The 23,648-nt window shown below is 40.3% G+C and carries 19 protein-coding genes and 1 riboswitch; of the genes, 8 read left to right on the top strand and 11 right to left on the bottom strand.

Going from position 1 to position 23,648, the window contains the following annotated elements; genetic code table 11:
* Nucleotides 1-31: 31 nt before the first annotated feature.
* The gene (locus WJP93_RS03310; protein WP_262538600.1) at nt 32-742 is read right to left on the bottom strand and encodes a CpsB/CapC family capsule biosynthesis tyrosine phosphatase; all 711 of its coding nucleotides are present in this window, start codon (nt 740-742) and stop codon (nt 32-34) included.
* A gap of 242 nt (nt 743-984) precedes the next feature.
* On the opposite strand from WJP93_RS03310, the gene WJP93_RS03305 reads away from it, so the two are divergent.
* The 6 genes from WJP93_RS03305 to WJP93_RS03280 all read left to right on the top strand — a co-directional run bounded on the left by WJP93_RS03305 (nt 985) and on the right by WJP93_RS03280 (nt 7,155).
* Nucleotides 985-2,403 carry an arabinose isomerase gene (locus WJP93_RS03305; RefSeq protein ID WP_227100562.1) on the top strand — a complete coding sequence of 473 codons (1,419 nt, stop codon included), beginning with the start codon at nt 985-987 and terminating at the stop codon, nt 2,401-2,403.
* A gap of 51 nt (nt 2,404-2,454) precedes the next feature.
* Nucleotides 2,455-2,566: riboswitch (TPP riboswitch) on the top strand.
* A 101-nt stretch (nt 2,567-2,667) separates the two neighbouring features.
* Nucleotides 2,668-3,489, top strand: a complete 822-nt coding sequence (gene thiM, locus WJP93_RS03300) for a hydroxyethylthiazole kinase (protein WP_337546882.1) — start codon at nt 2,668-2,670, stop codon at nt 3,487-3,489.
* The gene (gene thiE, locus WJP93_RS03295; protein WP_337546881.1) at nt 3,476-4,114 is read left to right on the top strand and encodes a thiamine phosphate synthase; all 639 of its coding nucleotides are present in this window, start codon (nt 3,476-3,478) and stop codon (nt 4,112-4,114) included. Before thiM ends, thiE begins: the two co-directional genes overlap by 14 nt.
* Before the next feature lie 75 nt (nt 4,115-4,189).
* Nucleotides 4,190-4,999, top strand: a complete 810-nt coding sequence (thiD, locus tag WJP93_RS03290; protein ID WP_337546880.1) for a bifunctional hydroxymethylpyrimidine kinase/phosphomethylpyrimidine kinase — start codon at nt 4,190-4,192, stop codon at nt 4,997-4,999.
* Nucleotides 4,999-6,168, top strand: a complete 1,170-nt coding sequence (gene cytX / locus WJP93_RS03285; protein ID WP_262538629.1) for a putative hydroxymethylpyrimidine transporter CytX — start codon at nt 4,999-5,001, stop codon at nt 6,166-6,168. Before thiD ends, cytX begins: the two co-directional genes overlap by 1 nt.
* Before the next feature lie 18 nt (nt 6,169-6,186).
* A complete protein-coding gene (locus WJP93_RS03280; RefSeq protein WP_337546879.1) occupies nt 6,187-7,155 on the top strand; it encodes an aromatic acid exporter family protein in 969 nt (322 codons plus the stop codon).
* On the opposite strand, the gene WJP93_RS03275 is transcribed toward WJP93_RS03280, so the two are convergent.
* The 5 genes from WJP93_RS03275 to WJP93_RS03255 form a co-directional block, all read right to left on the bottom strand.
* Nucleotides 7,152-9,368: a LuxR C-terminal-related transcriptional regulator gene (locus WJP93_RS03275; RefSeq protein ID WP_337546877.1), complete on the bottom strand. Its 2,217-nt coding sequence runs from the start codon at nt 9,366-9,368 to the stop codon at nt 7,152-7,154. The two genes, WJP93_RS03280 and WJP93_RS03275, sit on opposite strands and share 4 nt — an antisense overlap.
* Before the next feature lie 8 nt (nt 9,369-9,376).
* Nucleotides 9,377-9,526, bottom strand: a complete 150-nt coding sequence (locus WJP93_RS03270; RefSeq protein ID WP_337546876.1) for a hypothetical protein — start codon at nt 9,524-9,526, stop codon at nt 9,377-9,379.
* 177 nt (nt 9,527-9,703) lie between these two features.
* Entirely contained in the window at nt 9,704-10,792 is a 1,089-nt protein-coding gene (locus WJP93_RS03265; RefSeq protein ID WP_227100568.1) for a hypothetical protein, read from the bottom strand.
* Nucleotides 10,793-10,899: 107 nt separating this feature from the next.
* A complete protein-coding gene (locus WJP93_RS03260; protein ID WP_262538611.1) occupies nt 10,900-12,690 on the bottom strand; it encodes an ABC transporter ATP-binding protein in 1,791 nt (596 codons plus the stop codon).
* A complete protein-coding gene (locus WJP93_RS03255) occupies nt 12,690-14,456 on the bottom strand; it encodes an ABC transporter ATP-binding protein (protein WP_337546875.1) in 1,767 nt (588 codons plus the stop codon). Before WJP93_RS03255 ends, WJP93_RS03260 begins: the two co-directional genes overlap by 1 nt.
* 334 nt (nt 14,457-14,790) lie before the next feature.
* On the opposite strand from WJP93_RS03255, the gene WJP93_RS03250 reads away from it, so the two are divergent.
* Nucleotides 14,791-15,648 (top strand): AraC family transcriptional regulator, encoded by an 858-nt coding sequence (locus tag WJP93_RS03250; RefSeq protein WP_337546873.1) that lies wholly within the window; start codon nt 14,791-14,793, stop codon nt 15,646-15,648.
* 78 nt (nt 15,649-15,726) lie between these two features.
* Here WJP93_RS03250 and WJP93_RS03245 read toward each other — a convergent pair whose 3' ends face one another.
* Nucleotides 15,727-17,010, bottom strand: coding sequence for a hypothetical protein (locus tag WJP93_RS03245; RefSeq protein WP_227100572.1), 1,284 nt, complete (start codon nt 17,008-17,010; stop codon nt 15,727-15,729).
* A gap of 226 nt (nt 17,011-17,236) precedes the next feature.
* On the opposite strand from WJP93_RS03245, the gene metG reads away from it, so the two are divergent.
* A complete protein-coding gene (gene metG / locus WJP93_RS03240) occupies nt 17,237-19,264 on the top strand; it encodes a methionine--tRNA ligase (RefSeq protein WP_227100573.1) in 2,028 nt (675 codons plus the stop codon).
* A gap of 198 nt (nt 19,265-19,462) precedes the next feature.
* Here metG and WJP93_RS03235 read toward each other — a convergent pair whose 3' ends face one another.
* The 4 genes from WJP93_RS03235 to WJP93_RS03220 form a co-directional block, all read right to left on the bottom strand.
* Nucleotides 19,463-20,236 carry a GNAT family N-acetyltransferase gene (locus WJP93_RS03235; protein ID WP_227100574.1) on the bottom strand — a complete coding sequence of 258 codons (774 nt, stop codon included), beginning with the start codon at nt 20,234-20,236 and terminating at the stop codon, nt 19,463-19,465.
* The gene (locus WJP93_RS03230) at nt 20,233-21,126 is read right to left on the bottom strand and encodes a LysR family transcriptional regulator (protein WP_337546872.1); all 894 of its coding nucleotides are present in this window, start codon (nt 21,124-21,126) and stop codon (nt 20,233-20,235) included. The genes WJP93_RS03235 and WJP93_RS03230 overlap by 4 nt, the downstream gene beginning before the upstream one ends.
* A gap of 533 nt (nt 21,127-21,659) precedes the next feature.
* Nucleotides 21,660-22,736 (bottom strand): leucine-rich repeat domain-containing protein, encoded by a 1,077-nt coding sequence (locus WJP93_RS03225; RefSeq protein WP_337546871.1) that lies wholly within the window; start codon nt 22,734-22,736, stop codon nt 21,660-21,662.
* Between the two features lie 286 nt (nt 22,737-23,022).
* Nucleotides 23,023-23,505, bottom strand: coding sequence for a hypothetical protein (locus tag WJP93_RS03220; RefSeq protein WP_262538623.1), 483 nt, complete (start codon nt 23,503-23,505; stop codon nt 23,023-23,025).
* Nucleotides 23,506-23,648 lie beyond the last annotated feature (143 nt).

Below are 23,648 nucleotides of genomic sequence, written 5' to 3'. Positions count from 1 at the left end.
TCAACCTGTTTTCGTTGCTTCCTACAAATAATTAAGTTTCAACAATTTTACTTGGATTATCTCTCATAATACGACTTGTGTAAAGTCGCCCCATATGCTTCTTTAAATATTCACAGCACTCCTCCATATGAGAGGCACGTCCCCTCAAATTGTGGGCATCGCTTGCAACATAATGAAGCATATCCTCCTGCATTAGCTTTTTACAAAAACGCTGTGCACCAAGTCCATTTCTTCCAATCACAGCATCTGCATTGACCTGCATCTCGCACCCCATTTCGATAAGATCTGCGATAAAATCAAAATCTTTTCTCAGCGCACGATAACGCTCAATATGGGCAATAATCGGATAATAGCCTGCTGTCAAAAGAGCATCCGCTCTCTCTTTTATAAAAGCTCTTGTACTGCTGCTTGAAAACTCAGTAAGTACATAGCGTGAATCTGCAAGTGTTGGACGAAAATCTCTGTCTAATGTCTCCACCATCTCCATATTGGCATGAAACTCACATCCCAAATACAGACGGATATTCCTATTTCTTGTTTCATCAACAAGCGTATCATACGCGCTCCAAATATCCTCCATATCAGGTTCAAACATTTCTTTTCGAAAATGCGGTGTCAAAATAATTGTCTCAACACCAGCGTCTATTTCCTTTTCAATCATTGAAAGGGCCATGTCCATATCCTTCGCTCCATCGTCCACCCCTGGCAGAATATGGCAGTGAATATCGTACAAATCTCTCATAAATCACTTTCCTTATCTATTGCTTTCCCTTACATTTCAACGTTATTCTAGCATTTGTTAAGTGCCCTTGTCAACCGCTGAAAATTAGAAGAAATCATTCTTATAAAAGGGTCGGAATAAGGTGATAAATGTGCCAAAAGTGATTGTTTTTTGCACATGACTTTTGTATAATAATGCTGCAATTTGAGACTGGCAAAAATCGGCAGGCCAAATAATAAAAATAAATGAATGGAGGTTCCATTATGTTAGTAAACACAAAAGCAAGAGTCGGTGTATTTTCTATCGCATTAGGCGCATACCTTCCGCAGTTCCCATCATTAGTACCGGAGTTCGAGTCACAGTATGCAGCATTCAAAAAAACTCTTCCAGATACCGTAGAGGTTATTGACGGCGGAATGGTTACCACAAAGGAGCAGGCTATGGAAGCCGGAGATAAGTTCCGTGCAGCAGATGTCGATCTGGTATTTCTCCAGATGCTGACCTACGCTACCTCCTACAACATGCTTCCGGCAATCCGTGATCTTGATGTTCCGGTTGTTTTAGTAAATGTTCAGAAGTTAAAGGCATTAGATTATGAACATACCGATATCGCATCCTGGCTCGGTGAAGGCTATGCATGCGGCGCTGTAGGTGAGGCAGTTGCAGACCTTGAAAGAGCTGGAAAAAGACATGCTGTTATCACTGGTGTTGTTGAAGGCGGTGATCCTGGTGTTCAGGCAGAAATCGAAGACTGGTGTAAAGCAGCTCAGGTAAGAAGAAGATTCCGTGACACAAATATTGCACAGATTGGAAGACCATATCCTGGTATGATGGATCTTTACATTGATGAGACAAATCTGTATAACAGAATGTTCTTATACACAAAGCAGTTTGACTGGGAAAAAATGTGGGCTATCGCAGATGATATTACTGACGAGGATGCGATCCGCGCAAAGGCTCAGGATATTCTGGATACCTTCGAGATTGAGGGCGGCGGCACCATCGAGAAGGTTTGGGATATGGCAAAATATGTTGTTGCTTTTGAGAAATGGGTTAAGGATGAGCACCTTGGACTGATCGCATCTCACTATGACGGATTTGCACAGGGCAAGGCTGGTGTTCTTGACAGTATGCTTATTCCGGCATTCTCTATGTTAATCAAGCAGGGAACTGCATGTGCCGTAGAGGGTGACATGAAGGTTGCCATGGCAATGAGTATCTTAAAAACAATTTCTGGAACAGGACAGCTTTCTGAAATGTACTCCATCGACTTTAACGATGACATCTGTATCATTGGTCACTCTGGAAGCGGCGATGCTGATATCTCTGCAAAGAAGCCAACCATGAAGATCGTTAAGGTATTCCACGGAAAGACAGGCGGCGGCTATCTGACACAGTTCTATCCACATACTGGTCCTGTTACCTACCTGGCAATCACACAAGATGCTGATGGTCACTTCAAGTTTGTTGTAGCAGAAGGTGTAAATGAGGACGGACCGATCCTTTCCTTTGGTGATACTAACATGAGAACACGCTTCACCTGCGGTGCAAGAGAATTTGTAAATCGTTGGAGCGAGGCTGGCCCAACTCATCATATGGCAGCAGCAACTGGAAGACATATTGATACCATCTTGAAGGTAGCAAAGATCTTAAATGTTCCTGTTGAAATTGTAACTAGATAATTACAATTCAAAAATTTACACTTGCATTTTTTGCAATACAAGAATATAATGAAACCCGTAACGGGGAGCTTGCCATTTTGCAGGCTGAGAGTAGACAAAATGCGTCTTGACCCATAACCTGATTTGGATAATGCCAACGTAGGGATATACTATACGTGTTTTTCTTGTACAAAAAAAACATGCGGATATGTCTTTTACAGGCATATCCGCATTTTTGGTATAGTGGAATTTTTTCTGCTATTCCTTATAAAAAGGAGCGAGAATATGCTGAAAGAATGTTTCGACAACGTAAGAAAATCAGTACCGCTTGTACACAACATCACAAACTATGTGACTGTCAATGATGTAGCCAATATCATTTTGGCATGCGGTGCAAGCCCAATCATGTCCGATGAACCAGATGATGTTACGGACATTACCTCCATATGCAGCAGCTTAAACATCAACATTGGTACGCTGCATAAATCCAGCATTGAAGCAATGTATCTAGCTGGAAAAAGAGCAAACGAACTTGGTCATCCTATCCTTTTAGATCCAGTAGGTGCCGGTGCTTCTGCACTTCGCACAAATACTGCCGTTGGTCTTATGGAACAATTGCAGCTGACTGTAATCCGCGGAAACATCTCCGAAATCAAGACACTTGCCAATGGAAATGGCACAACAAAGGGTGTTGACGCTGATGTTACTGATAAAGTCACAGATGATACCTTGGATGAGGCTATTCTATTTGTTAAAAAATTCGCTGCGCAAAGCAAAACAATTATCGCTGTTACCGGTGCTATTGATCTTGTCAGCGATGGTACACGCTGCTACGTGATTAGAAATGGCCGTCCAGAGATGGGACAGATTACTGGAACTGGCTGTCAGCTTTCTGGTCTTATGACCGCCTTTGTCGCTGCTAATCCATCTAATCAGCTTGACGCCGCTGCTGCTGCTGTCTGCGCAATGGGTCTTGCAGGTGAGATCGGCTACAGCCACATGAAAGACGGCGATGGCAACTCAACTTACAGAAACCGCATTATTGATGCTATTTACAACATGGACGGTGATTCATTAGAGAAGGGAGCTAAATATGAAGTGCGCTGATAAAGACCTTCTTTTATATGCTGTCACTGATCGCTACTGGCTTGGCGAGCGAACTCTTCACGATGTCGTTAAGGAAAGTCTTGACGGCGGCGTTACATTTGTACAGCTTCGCGAAAAGCATTTAGACCAGGCTCATTTTCTTGAGGAAGCAAAAGATTTAAAGATGCTTTGCAAAGCATACAATGTTCCTTTTGTGATTAATGACAACGTTGATATAGCACTTGAAATGGATGCTGACGGCGTGCATGTCGGACAAAGCGATATGGAAGCTGGCGATGTACGTGCCAAGCTTGGTCCTGACAAAATTATCGGCGTGTCAGCGCAGACTGTTGAACAGGCAGTTCTGGCAGAAAAACGCGGAGCTGATTATCTTGGTGTTGGCGCTGTTTTTCCTACCAGTTCCAAGGATGATGCAACAGAGGTTTCCTATGAGACATTAAAAGCTATCTGTCAGGCAGTCTCCATTCCCGTCATTGCAATCGGCGGCATTACAAAAGACAATGTGGCAGAATTATCTGGCAGCGGCATCTGCGGAATTGCCGTTATCAGTGCCATTTATGGTCAAAAAAATATAAAGGATGCAGCTGCGAACCTTAAAATGGCAGTTAGAAAAATAATCGATTAACACCATTATGCGGTCTGTTGGGGGCACCACCTCAGATCGCACTACAAAACGTTAATGAAAAAGGAGAATTTTATTATGAAAACAGCATTAACGATCGCAGGAAGTGACTCCTGCGGAGGCGCCGGTATTCAGGCAGATATCAAAACAATGATGGCAAATGGCTTATACGCTATGAGCGCCATCACTGCTTTGACTGCACAAAATACAACCGGCGTGACTTCTATTTTAAATGCAGATTCTAAATTTTTAGGAGAAGAGCTTGACGCAGTTTTTACTGACATTTATCCAGATGCTGTAAAAATTGGCATGGTTTCAGAAAGTGATCTGATCCGCATAATTGCATCAAAGCTTCGCCAATACAATGCCAAAAACATTGTTGTAGATCCTGTTATGGTGGCTACAAGCGGCGCAAAGCTTATCAGCGACGATGCCATTGATACGCTAAAGCAGGAATTATTTTCACTTGCTGATGTGCTTACGCCAAATATTCCAGAGGCCGAGGTTCTGACTGGACGAACTATCTCTAATGCCGAGGAAATGATTGATGCAGCAAAGATGATTTCAGAAACATACAACTGCGCAGTATTATGCAAGGGTGGGCACACCATAAATGATGCCAACGATCTTTTATATGTAAACAATACTTATCGCTGGTTTTACGGAAAGCGTATTCAAAATCCTAATACACATGGCACTGGATGCACATTGTCCTCCGCAATCGCATCAAATCTTGCAAAGGGATTTGATCTCGAGACATCTGTATGCCGCGCAAAGGACTATATCTCTGGCGCATTATCTGCAATGCTTGACCTTGGAAAAGGAAGCGGTCCTATGGATCACGGCTTTGCAATCGATAATATTTACACAAAGGAGGCTGACATCTAATTATGGAAAAGAAAACTTCTCTATTTGAAAATGGTTTAATCTGGTTTGGTGCCGGTGTTTCGATTGCAGAAATTCTGACAGGTACCTACTTCGCTCCTCTTGGCATGGCAAAGGGTCTCGCTGCAATTTTAATTGGTCATGTAATTGGATGTGTTTTATTATTTTTATCAGGTGTTATTGGCGGAACACTTAGAAAAAGCGCAATGGAAACAGTAAAAGACAGTTTCGGCATTCATGGTGGTCAGCTATTCGCAATTTTAAATGTACTTCAGCTTGCCGGATGGACTGCAATTATGATTTATGACGGTGCACTGGCTGCACAGGGAATTTTCCAGGCTGGTCAATGGATCTGGTGTCTTTTGATTGGTGTTTTAATTATTGTCTGGATCCTGATTGGAATCACCAATCTTGGAAAATTCAATACAGTCGCAATGGCTGCCCTCTTTATTCTGACACTTATTTTAGCAAAAGTAATTTTCTTTAACGGATCTGCCTCTGTAGTTCAAGATGAAGCAATGTCATTTGGCGCTGCTGTAGAGCTTGCTGTCGCAATGCCTCTTTCATGGCTTCCGCTTATCAGTGACTACACACGCGAAGCAAAACAGCCAGTTAAAGCAACTGCTGTCAGCGCTATTGTATATGGTATCGTAAGCTGCTTTATGTATCTGATCGGTATGGGTGCTTCTATTTTTACTGGTGAGAGCGACATTGCTCAGATTATGGTAAAAGCCGGACTTGGCGCTGCCGGTCTTCTGATTGTTGTATTTTCTACTGTAACAACAACATTTCTTGATGCCTACTCCGCAGGTATTTCAAGTGAATCTATTGTATCTGGAATAAAGGGAAATTATGTAGCTATTGCCATAACTATTATTGGAACTATCGCGGCTATTGTATACCCGATGGATGATATCACTAATTTCCTCTATCTGATCGGATCTGTTTTTGCTCCGATGATTGCTATTCAGATTGCAGACTTCTACATTTTAAAGAGAAAATCTTCTGATGAACTGTTTAAGTGGCGCAATCTGTTTATCTGGCTGATTGGTTTTATCCTGTACCGTATTCTTATGCGTATAGATATCGTGTGCGGAAATACACTGCCTGATATGCTGATTACAATCGCACTTTGCCTGATTGCTGCAAAAATAGTAAAAGAAAAAAATTAAAATTTTAGGGAGGCAATTATGAAGCAAAATTATAATGCACTCATTTTAAAATCAGTTAAAATCACTGCTGGCGCAATTTTAGCCATTCTTTTTGCCTCCTGTCTAAACTTAAAGTACAGCGCTACAGCTGGCATTATCACAATTTTAAGCATTCAAAATACAAAAAAGGAAACCATACAGACTGCACTTGCAAGAGGCGAAGCCTTTTGCTGTGCACTGTTAGTTTCCTTTTTATGTTATAATTTTTTCGGCTATACAACGGCAGCTTTTGGCATCTATCTATTAATATTCACAACACTTTGCCTCGCAATGAAGTGGTCATCAGCAATCGCCATGGATTCTGTTCTCATTACACATTTTTTAGCTGAAAAAACAATGAATATTCCAATGATTGCAAATGAGATCAGTCTGTTTTTAATCGGTGCTGGAATTGGAGTCCTTCTTAATCTTAGTCTTCGTCCAAAGGAAAATGAATGGAAAGATAAAATAGCCAAAGCAGATGAGTCCATTCGTGCCATTATCCAAAGAATGGCAGAACGCATCAGAACACTAGATCGTACAAACTACGATGGTTCCTGCTTTCTTTTGCTTGACAAACAGCTAGGTAACGCAAAAAGCCTTGCACTCACAAACATGGATAATACACTTGGCACACCGTCCTGCGCCGAACTTGACTATGTACAAATGCGCGAATTTCAAAGTCAGGTGCTTCGTCAAATATATAACAGCATTCAAATGATTGCATATCTTCCAGACCAAGCTCCAATCATAGCCGATTTTTTTGAAAGAATCAGTAAAGAATATGCAAAAACAAATGATGTGAAATCACTTCTTGATACACTTCATGAATTGATTCTTTCCATGAAAAATGAAAAACTCCCCACAAAACGTGAGGAGTTTGAAAGCCGAGCTGTTCTTTTCTATATTTTAAAGCAGCTTGAAGAATTTCTTATTTTAAAACGAAATTTTGTAGAGCGCTGGCACTAATTTTTACCATCTTGAATCAGCCATAACCGTTTTGCAGCCGTCTTTGCTTCGCTTCTTCGGCTTACATCAAGCTTTGTCAAAATATGGCTCACATGTGTTTTAACAGTTGGAAGCTTTATATCCATAATTTGCCCAATCTGTGCATTGCTTTTGTCTGCACAGATAAGACGAAGAATCTGAAGCTCTGTTGCTGTAAGTTCATTTTCCATTGACAGATGCGGCTGCAAAAAATCAGGATAAAATGATGCCTCTACTCTTACATCTTTTATCAGTCGCGCAAACCATTCATCATCATTTTTATACTCTGTCTGTTCAAGCAGTGAAAGCACTGCGGCTCCATATACACTTATAGTTCGTATAAAACCAAACTCCTGCGCCGTATCAAGCGCTGAATTTAATTTTTCCTTCCAAAGTGAATCCTTTTTTCTGTACAATGCAATCGCCTCTAGCACATTAATATGAATCCCATCTATATATCTTGAACACTCCCTACAATATGACTCCAATGGTGCGAGTGTCAAAAGTGTTGCATCTGGCATTCCGAGTGCAAGCTCTGCCATCGCCTGTGTAAGATATTGATAACGCTTTAAAACATTTAAATGAAGCGGATCTTTTGGTGCCTTCTCCCGATACCACACCTGTACACGCTCGAGATCATCCATATGAAGCCAAATACGGCAGAGTACTGCATCTATATTATGGAAGAAACGCGTATGACCATTTTTCTCAAAACGCTCTCGAATCATCTGTACTGTCCGAAGCGCATCCTCTGCACGTCCTAATGCAATCTGGCTGCGCGCCAATAAACCAACAATTGCAAACTCAATATCCGGCGTTCCCTTTTTTTGTACCTCTCCAAGCTGAGAAACAAGCAAAAGAATACGCCCAGAAATATCCTCGCCCTTTTCAAATTTACTCTCTGCAATTGCACAGTCTGCCAGACCTACTCCGTCCTTTCCCAAAACAGCCTCTACTGGAATGCGCATTGTCTGATAAAGAAGATCATCTATTTTGCTCCACGGTGAAAAATCCTTACCTCCATTCATAATACTTGGAAGCGTGCTTGTCACTGAAAATGGCGGAAGTTTCACTTCTCTATTAGTAATCAATCTAAATACAGATGGAATAATCTGAATCATTTTGTCAGTTTTTCTCTGAGGAAGTGAAATATCCAGCCATGCAATTCGACTTTTGATCTGACAAAGCACAGCATCCTGCTTTTTACACTTTGCTGCAAATTGTTCCAGCTCATGATACCAGCGCTCCGAATTCTCATAATCTGTATTCAGCGCGCAAAGCATACTCATTCCCTGCATGAGTGACGGTGATTCTAAGATTTCTGACTCAGGCAAACTGCGGTAATATTTTTCCATCTCACTGTAATGTCCCATTCCAGGATGACTCTCTCCGTTTCGAATCAAAATTTCCGACACCTTTGAGTGATCTTTTCCTCTGCTATAACAATCAAGCGCCTTTTCATAATCTCCCTTCAACTCGTAATACATGCCGCCTCTCACAAGCACTGCATTTTTCTTTTGCGAACTATATTTGCGCTCAAGCTCCCATAAAAGGAAATCACGAAATTGCGGCCAGAAACGAAATTGACGAATCCCATCATAAAGAAGCATTGTTGTATTTTTCTGAATCCAGTCTAACAGTTCACTTGTATTCGGATCACCGCTGACCATTCTCGCAAGCTCATAATCAAAATTATCAAATGACGCCAATTCAAGCAGGAGACGGCGTATTGGCAAATCAAAACGCTGATAAATTGCCGCTTCAAAGTAAATAAACACCTCATGATACGCTTCCTTTACAATATCCGAATCAAATGCACGCTGACTATCCGCACGATTCATACATTGAAGTGTAACAACAATGCCTAAAGGATGTCCAATTGACTCTTTAAGGATTTCATTAATTTCACTGTCTGTCAGCTTAATATTATATCCCAAAAACAATTGTCTAATATCATCTCTGTCAAACAAAAGATCTCTCGCGTCAATAACAATCATATCACCAGTATACTGAAACGCCCTAAGCACACCTGGCACAGAACCACGCGACAGCAGCACAAATTTTTTCTGCGGATTATCACGAATTAATTCATTTAATTTTTGTAGATCCTCATTCTCCTGAAATTGCTGAAGATCATCAATCATCACAATGTCGCGATTTAATTTGATCTCTGGCAGTATTCCATCTGTCTCCAAGCCACTTATTAATTCAATTTTTTTCCGCGCAGAAGTTCAAAAGCCACCGTGGTTTTTCCAAATCCACATGGTGCACCAAAGTACAAAATGCGTCCATGATCCATAAACTCATCAAATTTAGTTTTTATTGTCTTTTTTATAATCACATATCTATCCACAGAATCCTCCTCTCTTTTTAGTTAATAGTTACGGTTTTTATAGCCAACTTTAATTTAAATTATATCGTTTTTATAAAAAAAGTAAATCATCCTAAAGTATTAAAAATGACAAAAAGGCTGATCCACTTTCGCGAATCAGCCTCCTGGGTGTGTGTCAAATATGGGAAACCAGCGTAATTAATCTGCAAGCTCAGTAGAAATTTCCTCGGAAGGCTCCTCATAAGATGCAATGCTGGTGTAGTACAGCGAAGCAACATTTTTCACAACATCGCGAAGTGATACAAAGCTTTCAGGTGATGTAAACTCAGCAAATTCTCCATCAGTAATGGAAGCAATACCAAGCTGAACACCAATTGCATCCTCACCTTCTGCCGTTGCTGAAAGATCAAGCAGTACTGCAGATACGCCATCTGCGGAATCAATAGAAAGTGTACCCTCAAAAGCAGCATACTCTAATGCTGATGAAAGAAGCTCAGCAAATGAAATATCAGAAGACTCATCTGATCCCATAGAAAACTCTTCCTCAACACCAGCAAGTAACGCATCTACCAGTTCAGAAACAAGTGCAACACTATCTTCCTCTGAAAGCTCAGGATCAGCTTCTCTAAATCCCTCTGCTGCTGCCAGTATGTAATCAGAAACAAATTCAAGTCCTTCTATGTCTTCTTCTGCGGATTCACCATCTGTTCCTTCTACAGATGCCATTGCCTCATCAATACTCTGAGCGATTGTAAGAAGAGTATCATTGTTGATTGCGATCTGGACACCAGTATCAGTTTCAACAGTCTCTAAATCTGCCAGATTATCAGTAATTGCTGTCAAAATTGTATCAAGCTGACCATCATCTGATGCTGTCGGAGCAGGTATTTCAATCCAAGACTCTGTAATTCCTACCATAGAAAGCAGCTCAGTCATACTGTCATCTGCTGTAAGCTCACTATATATGTTTACAATCTCTTCTACATTTAAATAAACATCCTCACCACATACACGAAGCACATCATCAAAACCATAAACAACAGGTTCTTCTGTGCCCATCATTGATGCTGGGAGAGTAACTGATACAGAAAAAGAGCTGTCTCCACTTTCATTATAAACAGCTGTGATATCAGCACTCAGCGTTTCTCCATCCTGTGTAAGAGAAAATGAAATCATATCGCCATAAGTTACAGGTGTCTGTGCTGCCTCGTCTGCAAAGATTACACCTGCCGGGCTCATCGCAAGGATACCACTCATCATCGCTGCTAACGTTCTTCTCATCTTCATAAAGAAATCCTCCAATCAAATTAACTAGTACTAGTTATTTTTTGTTTTTACTGTACTTTTCATTATAGAGAACTTCTAAAAAATGTAAATCATACCAAAGTATGATATCACATTTTTTCCAAAAACGCATATTGACTCATATACAATTCCTTATAATAGCCATCCTTTGCCATCAGCTCATCATGCGTACCCTTCTCCAAGATATTTCCCTGGTCAATATACATGATACAGCTTGAGCTTTTAATAGTTGACAGACGATGGGCAATAATAAAGGAAGTTCTGCCCTTTAATAATTCCTGAAGACCCTGCTGTAAAAGTAACTCTGTCTCTGTATCTATGCTTGATGTTGCCTCATCGAGAATCAAAATCTTAGGATCGGCAAGCAGCGCTCTCGCGAAGGAAATAAGCTGTCTTTGTCCTGCCGACAGACGACTTCCGCGCTCATTTACCTGAGTCTGGTAGCCATTTTCCATACTCATAATAAAGTCATGCGCACAAACTGTCTTCGCTGCTCTTATTACATCTTCATCGCTTGCTTCCCTGTTTCCATAGCGGATGTTATCCATTATTGTTCCTGAGAAAATAAAGCTGTCCTGCATCATAACGCCCATCTGTTTTCTCAGTGATTTGATCGTCACACTGTTAATATCAATTCCATCAATTAAAATCTTTCCAGAATCGATATTGTAGAAGCGGCTGATCAGATTTACAATTGTTGATTTTCCTGCTCCTGTCGGACCTACGATTGCAAAACTGTCTCCTACGTTTGCCTTAAAATTTACATCATTTAAGATACGTACACCTGGCTCATAAGAAAATACAACATGAGAAAACTCTACCTCACCCTTAATCGGCGGCATTTCCACGGCGCCAGGAGCGTCCTTTACATTAACTGGCTCATCAATAGTCTCAAAAATACGCTCCAGATATGAGATTGCTGTCAAGAGTGAATTATAAAAGGAAGCCAGAGTATTGATCGGATTCCAGAACTGGCTGATATAAATTGTCAATGCCGTCAGAGCACCGACACTAATTATATCATTTCCACCCATAATCCAGTGAATACCAACCCAATATACAGCTGCCGTCGCAAGGATTGATATAAACTGAACAGTCGGTCCAATCATAAAGTTATACTTGATAACGCTCATCCATGCCTTTCGATAGCTTCCGCTTAAATTATTGAATATGCCAAGATTCTTATCTTCTCTTACAAATGCCTGTGTAACACGCACACCATTGATGCTCTCTGCAATATAGGCATTCAAATTTGACTGCTTATTGCTTGCAAGCTGCCATCCGCGGCGCTGCTTTTTCTTTACAAAAAGCACGATTGCAAGAAGAATAGGAAGACCGCACATACAAATTAAAGTAAGCGGTACGCTATAATAAAACATAAAACCTAAGATAAAAAACAGTGAGCAGCAGTCTGTTATTGTATTTACAATACCATTTGACAGAAGATCACTTATATTGTTTACATAGTTGACAATACGCACCTGAATCTTTCCATGCGGACGGCTGTCATAATAAGAAAATGGCAGCTCCTCCAGATGAATAAACAATTCTCTTCTTAACTCATGAATTATGCCCTGACCAATCTGAGATGTCCACTTAATCTTTATGCGAAGAATATAAGCTGTTGCCAGAATTATCAAAGCTGCAAGTGCCGCCATCAAAAGGATTCCCTTTTTGTCATGGTTTGGGATGTAAATATCCATTACGCGCTGCATCAGCACAGGAATAACCATGCCAAGTGCAGATGAAAATAACATCAGCATTATTGTCATAATCAGCTTTTTTCTATAATGGCCTACATAACTAAATAATCGCTTAATCTGCTTCATGTCAAATTTAGTTTCGAGTGTCTCATCCACGTCATATTTATTTCGTGCCATTATGCCTCACCCCTTCCCTTTTCTGCGCGAACCTTCTTAAAGCGGTCAAACTCACCATATTGATGATGAAATACAGTTGAATAATAGCCCTTTTTAGCAAGCAGCTGTTCATGTGTTCCTCTCTCGACAAGGCGGCCATTATCAAGTACAAGAATCTGATCTGCATGTATAATAGAAGATATACGATGAGCAATGATAAATACAGTGCGCTCATCCGAGATTTTCTTTAATTCATTCTGAATCATGCTCTCCGTTTCCATATCAATTGCAGAGGTTGTATCATCAAGAATAATTATTGACGGATCCTTTAAAATTGCGCGTGCAAGCGAAATTCGCTGTTTCTGTCCGCCTGACAGACCAACGCCGCGCTCACCAATAATTGTATCATATCCTTCTGGCATCTCCCTGATAAATTCGTCAGCATTTGCAATCTTTGCAGCTGCCTGCACCTGCTCAAACGTACAGTCTGGATTTCCATAAGCGATATTTCCCTCAATTGTATCTGAGAACAAAAAGACATCCTGCATCGCAATTCCGATATTTCCGCGAAGCGTCTGGAGATTCAAATTTCTAACATCAATATCATCAACAAGCACGCGTCCCTGATTAACATCATAAAAACGGCAAATCAAATTGATAAGTGATGACTTTCCAGAACCAGTCGCACCGATTATACCAACGGTCTGGCCTGGCTCTACATGAAAGCTGATATCCTTTAACACAGTATCATCATTTGTATAATAATTTACATGATCAAAGGTAACACTGCCCTTTAGCTTTCTTTTTTCTACAACATGCTCTGGCTGCTTGATATCTGGCTCAGTTGTATAAACCTTATAGATTTTTTCAATTGCGGTAAGAAAGCGCTGCAAATCATTGATGATCCATCCTGCCTGACGAAGCGGACTGTTAAGCATCCATAAATAACCGTTAACAGTTACCATGTTTCCTATAGTCATCTCTCCGTCAATTACCATAAAACCACCCATGATCATAAGGATAATAGTCAGACACTGAGAAAGAATCTCAAACATCGGAATATATTTCATCCAGATCGATGCGGCATTTAACTGTGCATCACGATATCCATCATTCTCGCGGTCGAACTTTTCAAGCTCATAATCTTCCTTTGCAAATGCCTTTACAACACGGTTTCCTGCGATTGTCTCCTGTGCAAATGCATTCAAACTAGAGAAACAGTCACGCACCCTGTCAAAGGCCGGCTTAATATGACGTCTCTGGCTCAATGTCACTGCCAATGTAAACGGAAGTACAATCAGCATACAAAGTGCCATTTTAACATTAACAGAAAAGATCATCACAAGTGCCATCAAAAATACAAGGATATTCTCAAAGCTAAAATAGATAACATGAGAAACCATGTGACGCACTGCATCCATATCTCCTGTCTGTCTGGACATAAGGTCTCCTGTGCGGTTTTTGTTAAAGAAGTTAAAATCTTCCTTCATCAGCTTACGATATGCTTCTTCCCTCATGTCGTAGACAAGTCCCTGACTGGATGACTCAAAACACATTAAAAATGTGAAGCGCAGCAGCGATCGAACAAGCGTCACTCCAATCATAATAAGCAGCAAAATACCAAGCTTTTCATAATGCTGCCCCTCAATAACTTCATCCACAATCATACCAGAAATCTGTGGGTTGATCAAAACAAGCAGTGCTGTGATAAACACTAAGATCAAGCCTACGATCATTCTTACGCGGTATTTTTTTAAAAAAGATAAAAACCAGCGTATGTATCCCATATTTCTCTCCTCCTTTTTGTAGTTTTTACAGTTCGCGCGTCATGCTAGATCTGGACAAATTTCATGCTTGCATAGAAATTTGACAGATCAGCAGGACGAAGTGGACGCCCGTTCATGAACAAAACAAAGTTGCGCGCAAACTTGTTTGCGGTTAGCAACGACGCACGGAACGTGCGGTTTTGCGAATGGGTGTCCAGTGAACTGTAACACCGTTCTTTCATGTTACTCTAATATTTTTAAAATAAAATGTACTTTTCTTGAAAATTGATGTATAATAATCAAATCAAGCTTTATCATTTTAGGCATTTTTATTTTTAAGGAGGTTTACTTTACTGTGTGTGATACGTACGACATTACTTACTCTGACTTAAATCCAACTTTATATTTCGCCGGTAAGCGCACGGTGACAGAATCGAATTTTTCTCATACGCATGATGCACCTGAACTCTTTATAGTGTTATCTGGTGATCTGGCAATCTGGATGGATGGAACTACCACTCCACTTACAGCCGGTGATATTGTCTGTGTACCGTCGCACATACCGCACCGTACACTGCCGACAGTGCATGATAACCCTGCAATTTTATTCTTTACTTCATTTTCAAACTTTCACTTTAAGGGAATGGAACCAAACTGTCTTGATTTTCCTGGCGGCTCATCTGTGCTTCACACGGACGGTCTTGTCCGTCAGGATATCACAAATCTGTGTCTTCGTATGATATCTGAGCGCTACAGCAATCAGGTCGGTCAGTACTTTATGCAAAAGGCATATTTGACACAGCTTCTTATGACAATCATCCGTCAGATCACTGTTCCACCAAAACAAAGCTGTTCTCCTGTCACTTTTGAGACACATCATAAAACATATGTGGTGAGCGAGATCCGCCAATATCTGAGCAGTCATTATGCTGAAAAGATTTCACTTGATCTGATTGCCCGGAATATGTATTTAAGCTCTGCTTACATATCAAAAATTTTCAAAGAAGAGACTGGTGAAGCTCCAATCAACTATCTGATTAAAATGCGCTTAGAGCGCGCCCGCATTCAACTTGAATCTGATAACGGACAAAGCATAAAAGCCATCTCAAACAGCGTTGGCTACGATGATGTTTACTATTTTAGTAAGCTTTTCAAGAAATATTATGGCATGTCTCCAGTTCACTACAGGAGTAAATACAAAAAAGTAGTGTAAATAAAGACCAGGGGGACAGGTACGATGGCTTAATGCCACGCGTACCTGTCCCCCTGGTCTTGTCCCTAGTCTTGTTTTTTATAATCCAATCCAGCTTCTTAATACTCTAAAGTTTGCCGGTCCCTGATTAAAGAGAAGGTCTAACAGATTAGCTTCACTATAGTTTTCACCCTGATTAGCAGCCATTGTTGACTCAAGCTCTGTGATCTGCAAATAGTCAATCGCTGCAGCTGCATATTTTCCAGGATTCTTTAAAACCATCTGATACACACTAGAACCATAGCTGCTTCCGCCTGCTTCTCCAAAATAAGTTGTGCAAAGATCTGTTACCTCTGCTTCACCCCAGCCGCCTGCATGTACTGAAATATCAGCAACACCATACAGTGCATACGTCATTCTCGTCGACGCAATCAGGTAATTTCTTAAATTATCATCTAATCGATCATCATTTAAATAAGCTCGAACAATACCGAATTCAGTCCAACCATTTACAAAGCCATTGCATACAAGATTTTTCTTAAGCGCGCTTGAAGATGCGCTGACTGTATCATATGCGTATGCATCATCAGGTGCCTGCTTTGTAAAGCTTGCTGCGCCTACCTGAAGCGTTGAATCAACACCCATTAAGTCATTCATAACCTGATAATTACCGTTTGCTTCATTTGCCAATGTCTCACGGAAATCGCCCCAGGCTCCATCTACACCACTATACTTTTGCAGCAGATAATTGTAGTAATCAACACCGCCCTCAACACTGCAAAGTGCAGCATCAGCAGCGGCCGCTGCCACACTGTCATACTGCTCACCATCCATCTCAACATTCAACGCGTCAAGCAATGCATCATATGTCTTTGCCTGTACATCTGTCAGATGTGTTCTGTCATACGTCTGCAGCTCCGCAAGTGTTCTTGTAAGATTCTCACTCTCACGCTTTAAATAATTGCTGTTTTGTGCTACAGCCTCATTCAGATTGGTGATAAATTCATCAAAGTCAGACTGCTCTATCGCATGATTGCTGTCATCATCCTCATTGCCAGCCTGAGAATTATCACTTTCTGCTCCAGTCTGAGCCTCTTCTGACTGCTGTTTGTCTGCATCTGCCTGCTCACCAGTCTGTGCTTCACCATTTACATCACCTGTTTCCTTTGGCTCATTAGAAGTTCCTTTTGTTTCATTTTCTTTCGTTCCAACTTCCTTTGTGCCCTGCTCTGCCACGCTCTTTGTCTGGCCTAATGACATCGCAATACCGCCTGCTGTCAATCCGGCAACCAAGACTACTACCATTACAACTGGCAGCCACAAACGCATCATCATGATTCTGTGCTTCTGCTTTCTAATCCTTTTTCTATCTTCTGAATTCATACAACAATCCAGCCTTTCTCTTTTTCTAAATTCTTTACTGTGCTGCTTTTACCTGACACAAAGCGACACAGTAACCTATAATCACAGTATAGCATGATTTTTCAATACAGACAATTGCTTTTCTCACGTTTTTCTTGCAATCTTTCGTTCCTGGTGGTATCATAAATTATATCTGTGCTGCATTTTCCAGCCCTTTGTAAATTCGGGCTGTACAAATAGCATCACTGTGAAAAAACAGACCGCTTTTGCGGCAGAAAGTGAGAAAAACACCATGAAGAAACCGTATTACATCACCACGGCCATTGCTTACACTTCCGGCAAGCCGCACATTGGAAACACCTACGAGATCGTGCTGGCAGATTCCATTGCCAGATTCAAGCGAATGCAGGGCTATGATGTGCGCTTTCAGACAGGTACGGATGAGCATGGTCAGAAGATCGAGTTGAAAGCTGCTGAGGCTGGAAAAACACCAAAGCAGTTTGTTGATGAGGTGGCAGGCGAAATCAAGAAGACCTTTGACCTGATGAACACATCCTATGATAAATTTATCCGTACTACTGACGACTACCATGAAAAGCAAGTTCAGAAGATCTTTAAGAAGCTTTATGACAAGGGTGATATTTACAAGAGTGAGTACGAAGGTATGTACTGTACTCCGTGTGAATCCTTCTTCACAGCTTCTCAGTTAGTTGACGGCAAATGCCCGGACTGCGGACGCCCATGTACACCAGCTAAGGAAGAAGCTTATTTCTTCCGTATGAGCAAGTATGCAGATAAGCTTATTTCTTATATTAATGAGCATCCAGATTTCATCCAGCCAGAATCCAGAAAGAATGAGATGATGAACAATTTCCTTCTTCCGGGACTTCAGGATCTGTGCGTTTCCCGTACCTCCTTTAAGTGGGGCATTCCGGTAGACTTCGATCCAAAGCATGTTGTTTACGTATGGATTGATGCACTTAGCAACTATATCACTGGACTTGGCTTTGATCTTGACGGAAACAGCGATCCGATGTTTGAAAAGTATTGGCCGGCTGACCTTCATTTGATTGGAAAGGATATTCTTCGTTTCCACACCATCTACTGGCCGATCATGCTGATGGCTCTTGATCTGCCGCTTCCAAAGCAGGTATTTGGTCATCCGTGGCTGCTTCAGGGCGATGGCAAGATGAGTAAGTCAAAGGGAAATGTAATCTATGCAGACGAGCTTGTTCATTTCTTTGGTGTTGATGCTGTTCGTTATTTTGTTCTCCATGAGATGCCATTTGAAAACGATGGTGTAATCTCTTGGGATCTGATGATTGAGCGTATGAACTCTGACCTTGCAAATACACTTGGTAATCTTGTAAATCGTACCATTTCTATGACAAATAAGTATTTTGGCGGTGTTGCCGTAAACTATGGCGTAAGCGATCCTGTTGATGAATCCTTATTTGAGGTTGTTACCTCCACCGCTTCTAAAGTTACAGCCCGCATGGATAAGCTTCGCGTTGCTGATGCAATTACAGATATCTTTACTCTGTTCAAGCGCTGCAACAAGTATATTGATGAGACAGCTCCGTGGGTACTGGCAAAGGATGAATCAAAGAAAGAGCGTCTGTCTACTGTTATGTACAACTTGATCGACAGCATCTTAATCGGTGCTTCCTTACTTGAGCCATTCATGCCAGAGACTGCAAAGAAGATTGCTGATTCCTTAAATGCACCGCTTCGCACAATGGATCAGGTTTCCACAATGGGCACCTACCCATCTGGAAATAAGGTAACAGATCAGCCGCAGATTCTTTTTGCACGTGTTGATGCAGAAAAGATGATGGAAGAAGTTAATGCACTTATGGAGTCCAAGAAGGCTGCTGTCAAGGACGCTTCCGAAGAAACTGCTGAAGATGAAAAAGAAGATGAGGATGTTATCGACATCGAGCCAAAGGAAGAAATCACATACGAAGATTTCTCAAAAATGCAGTTCCAGGTAGGTGAGATTATCTCCTGCGAGGCAGTAAAGAAGTCCAAAAAGCTTCTGTGCTCTCAGGTAAAGATAGGATCTCAGGTAAAGCAGATTGTTTCCGGTATCAAAGCTCACTACACACCAGAAGAAATGGTTGGCAAGAAGGTTATGGTTCTTGTAAACTTAAAGCCGGCAAAGCTTGCAGGTGTTTTATCTGAAGGTATGCTGTTATGTGCAGAGGATGCAGATGGAAATCTTGCACTGATGACACCAGAAAAGAAAATGCCAGCTGGCGCTGAGATTTGCTAAATCAGTTCACACGTCACACTAGATTTGACAAATTCCATGCTTGCATGAAAATTTGTCAAATTGGTGGGACGAAGGGAACTGAAAACCAAGCCAGGGGGCCCTGTCCCCCGGCTTTTTTGTATTACAAGCAAGTTTATCGCAAGGGCACCTCGATGAATGACTTTGTCGGCACCCACTACATAACATAATAACTCACAATTACCACATTTTCAAATATTCATACAGTTCATCAACCGTCTCAAATCCCATTTTTCTATACATTTCTTTCGGTGTATCGTCTGCATCTGCATGCAGGAACATTTCTTCCTTAAACTGAGATGCAGTGTGTTTCATAAGTGTGGTTGCCACGTAACGCTTGCGAAATGCTTCCCTTACAACAAGAGCATCCATCACCACATAGCCATCTATCGCATATGCATAGCAGGCACCTGCCGGTTTTCCATCCAGATATGCCACATAATAATGAAACCCCGGTATCTCCATCGCCTTTTTTACGTAACGCGCATCACGTCTTCTGATAAAGTCTTCGCCGTAGTCTGAAGCAAAAGTTTCGATATCAATTTTAAGCAAATCGGCTAATACATCACCGGAAGCACTGTCATATATTATTACGTCAGGGTTGTCCTTCCATCTTGCCATATTTTCTTTCTTATTTCTAAGAAGCATTGTTTCTGTGCAGCATTCTTCCAAAGAAAAACATTTGATCAGAGCCTCATCTAACTTTTCTCTTGTATCGATCTTTAGAAAGCCTCTGCCGAGTTGGCGCTGGTATGCAATTGCCTGCTCTAGTTCTTTGCCTGTTGGATCATCTAATAATGGCACAAACTGGTTGTGATCATACATATCATATAGATCATCATCCTGCCATTTTTCCATATGCTCAGAAAATGCACGTTTTTGTGAAAACAGTTGTTTAAATGACTGCTCTGCCTTTCTAATACATAAGCAAAGCTTTCCCTGCTCTAATCTCATTGAACACCCTCCTTATTCTTCTTAATAAACTCAATAAATGCCTCTGCCGCATGGGACAAGGTACGATCCTTTTTCCAGATCAGCGCATAAAATGCCTTCGCGTCTGGGTGATTGATTTGTCTAATACAGACCTCGCTGTCTCGTACAAGTGACGATATCGACTCTGGATAAATCGCAATTCCAACTCCATTTTTGCTGAGTTCATAGGCATTCATCATATGCGCCACTCTGCCGCGAATAATAGGCATACTCTGCGGATCTGAAAACCATCCATGAATCTCACCCTGACGCGACTCGCGTGACGGGATCAAAAGATCATATGGAAGCAGTTCATTCGGATTGATCGGTTCATTTGTCTCTGAATAAAGCAGATGACCTTTCGGAATCATCGCCACCCACGGCTCCTCGTATACCTCTAACACATGAAACTCCTCCGTGTTAAATGGCGCCGTGATCATCGCCACCTCGCATAAGCTCTTCGTGACACGATTATTTACATCATCTGTATTTCCATTCCACAAAATATACTGCACATGCGGATGCATCTTCTGAAACTCTGAAATCCAATGTGCAAAAAGATGAGGACCACATCCCTCAACTGAGGCAATGTAAAGTGTTCCCTGTAAACCCTCTTTTCGGATTCTCACTTCTTCCTCAGAACGGTTCACCAGATCAAGAATCTGCGATGCGTACTGCAAAAACAATTCTCCTTCTTCCGTGAGTTTTACCTTGTGCGGTGAGCGCTCAAATAATTTTGTGCCAAGCTCCTCCTCTAAATCCTGAATCTGACGGCTGAGCGGTGGTTGGGCAATCGCAAGTTTTTCCGCTGCCCTGGTAAAATTTTTCTCCTCTGCCACTGCCTTAAAATATCGAATATGACGAAGCTCCATCGAATCACCTGCCTTTCCAAACAAATTTGCTTTGATGGGAATTCCTTGATGAAAATTCCTTAATATGATATTTTACATGATAGCATGTATAGCCACCTCGTTACAATACCTATAGAGTATTGTCATACATTTATTATATGTATTTCACATTTTCATTGCCGTGTGCTACTATAAAACCATCAAAAAGAGATCCGGCCGGTCTCCAAAAAAGAACCAACTCATTACTTCACTAGTATAGAGTTAATGAAAGAAAGAGAGGTATTTATTATGAAGAAGATTTTAGATAAGGTCAGCGAATTTTTTAAGGAATATTATGTAAGCTTTGGTGAGAGAATCTGATGCGAACATATTGCGAAAATGATATAGAACATTTATAGGGTGCCGCCTTTGAACACACTGCAAACTGGTTCAAGCGCGACACCCTTTTTGTTACTAATTCGTTATCCGTTTTCTGTTACTTTATTTTCTTATTTTATTACCGAGCCAAGGGGACAATAAAAAAGCCACCGCCCTGTCCCGATGGCTAAGTAGTCTCACATTTCTCCTGGCCATTGTGGAGAACTCCACAGTCTACGCCACAACTCAATATTTTCTTGTCCCACATAAATACCTTCTTCCTTAGATGGTATCGTTCGAGGATAATTATCATCTCCATATTCTTTTGTATTAAAATTTTTTCTATTTTGAATATATACATATCCATTTATCAATCCACATGGATGAACATCTCCATCCTTTACCTTGTAATCACAAATAAATGTTTTTAACTTAGGTAATTTCTTAATAAACTGGATATCTGTAATTGTATTTGTACCTAATAATCTTAAAAACTCCAAATTTTCCAATTCATTTAAAACAGAAAAATCCTCAATATGTCCACAATGATCAATTTCCAACATTCGCAACGTGTTCTTAGCGTATTTTAGATCTGAAATATCTGTGAGCGTTCTGTTAAATCCCAGATACACACACTGCAATTTGGGAAAGAATTCACATCCTTTGAGATTTTTTATTTTTGAATGTGCCAACGATAGTGTGTCCAACTCTGCCATTCTAGAAAATTCTATGATATTCTCTCTTCCATAATCACTAAGACCTAATGTTTGCATATTCACTTTCGTATCTAAGCTTTTTGTAAACTTATATTTTCCATAATACACTCGCAAATACGGAAATCTACACAAGTCAATTTTCAATTTAGAATTAATTTGCATATATTGATCTCTTGCACCTGCATCATCAATTGCTAACTTTTTCAAATTCAAAAGATCATAAATTTGTTGATAATCATATACTTTATCATACCAAATATAAAACTCACTTTCTCTCTTTTTTATCAGTGTATCATACCTGTCAAGCTCTACTATTAACGTAAGAGTCAGCCTTTCTATGCTTTGGCACTCTGACAAAAAACTCAAATCATCTATTCCACAGATATTTACACTTTTTACATTTTTCTTTTTTATATACTCAATCAGATCATCCAGCCTAAAATTTTCAACCACTAATGTTTCTGGTTTTCCCCTTCCGTCTCGAATAAAACACTTTCCATCAATATATGCAACAATTCGATCACCTGTAGTTATTTCTTGCTTGTTAAAAATATTCATTTTTTATCTCCCTTCCAAATCAGGGTAGTGTCAAAAACTACCTGTTTTTTATTGTTCTAAATCCTTAAGACCATGGGGACAGGAACGGTGGCTGAATTAGTGTCCCTCGTGGCTCAAGTCCGCAGACTTTATGCTTCCTGACCCTTACTTCTCCTTCCCGTCGACATAAGCCTATCCAGCAATTCCTGAGATGATATCAAAGATATCATCAAAGCAGGTATTATTTTTAATAATGCCAGAACCTAATTTTTTGTAAAATTGTGTTCAAAATATGCTGGCTAGTACATTAGTCTTCTTCTCTATTTTCTGTACCAATATAATATTTTCCTTCTTTTATAATTTTTAATATTTCTTTCATATCATCCTCAATCCATATTTTTCCCTCTTCCATTGTATACATTGTTAGATACAGTGAAAGCTTATTAAAATCACAAAATTTTTTTGATAATCTTGGAAAGATACATTTATTTTGTATTTCTACAAACATATACTCTCCTCCCATAAATACCTTTTCACTATCAATTTCTTTTCCATCCTTTAACAAGACAAAACTACAATAATATTGATATCCTGCTCGAAACTCAACTCTTTCATTAAATATTTCATCTGGATCATATATATTATTTTCCCAATATTGTTCTAGTTTTATATTGATTCCATATACTTCTAGTTTTTTCTCCCACCTTTTCATATTTTGTTTGAATTGTTCCCAGATATTTGTTTCATTACTTATAATATTTGTTATTTCCTCTGTCGAAAACTTTTTCATATAGCCACTTCCTTCATTATTAATGCTCTATACAGAACAAATTTTCTAGCACCTATTATGTATAAGGTACTAGAAAATTTGTTATTTTGGGGGTGCGGACGCTTTCTTGGACCTGAATTAAGCAATTCCAAGACTGCGTCTAT

It is taken from the genome of Anthropogastromicrobium sp. (genome assembly GCF_037349415.1).
Taxonomy (GTDB): Bacteria; Bacillota; Clostridia; order Lachnospirales; family Lachnospiraceae; genus Anthropogastromicrobium; species Anthropogastromicrobium aceti.
The sequence above is the reverse complement of the archived record's forward strand: the minus strand, read 5'-3'. Positions and strand labels throughout refer to the sequence as shown.